The organism is Pseudoduganella sp. GW821-FHT11H04 (genome assembly GCF_058807935.1).
The window spans coordinates 1-575 of the sequence record NZ_JBXARE010000039.1 but is presented as its reverse complement, the minus strand read 5'-3'; the positions used below and the strand labels follow the sequence as shown (position 1 = coordinate 575).

Annotated in this window: 1 protein-coding gene; it reads left to right on the top strand. The window is 59.7% G+C overall.

The window, feature by feature from the left end; genetic code table 11:
* Positions 1 to 575: EF-Tu C-terminal domain-related protein (locus AC1RTP_RS28525; protein WP_498612023.1), on the top strand; the 575-nt coding region annotated here is incomplete at both ends.

Here is a 575-nt window from a genome sequence, read left to right as displayed (position 1 = left end):
GACACCTACATCCCAACCCCAGAGCGCGCAGTTGACGGCGCCTTCCTGATGCCTGTGGAAGACGTGTTCTCGATCTCCGGTCGCGGTACCGTGGTGACCGGTCGTGTTGAGCGCGGCATCATCAAGGTCGGCGAAGAGATCGAAATCGTCGGCATCATCGACACCGTGAAAACCACCTGCACCGGCGTGGAAATGTTCCGCAAGCTGCTGGACCAGGGTCAAGCCGGCGACAACGTTGGCCTGCTGCTGCGCGGCACCAAGCGTGAAGACGTTCAGCGTGGCCAGGTTCTGGCCAAGCCAGGTTCGATCAAGCCGCACGATCACTTCACCGGCGAGATCTACGTTCTGTCGAAAGATGAAGGCGGCCGTCACACCCCGTTCTTCAACAACTACCGTCCACAGTTCTACTTCCGTACCACCGACGTGACCGGTTCGATCGAACTGCCAGCGGACAAAGAAATGGTTATGCCAGGCGACAACGTCTCCATCACCGTCAAGCTGATCTCCCCGATCGCTATGGAAGAAGGTCTGCGTTTCGCAATCCGTGAAGGCGGCCGTACCGTCGGCGCGGGCGT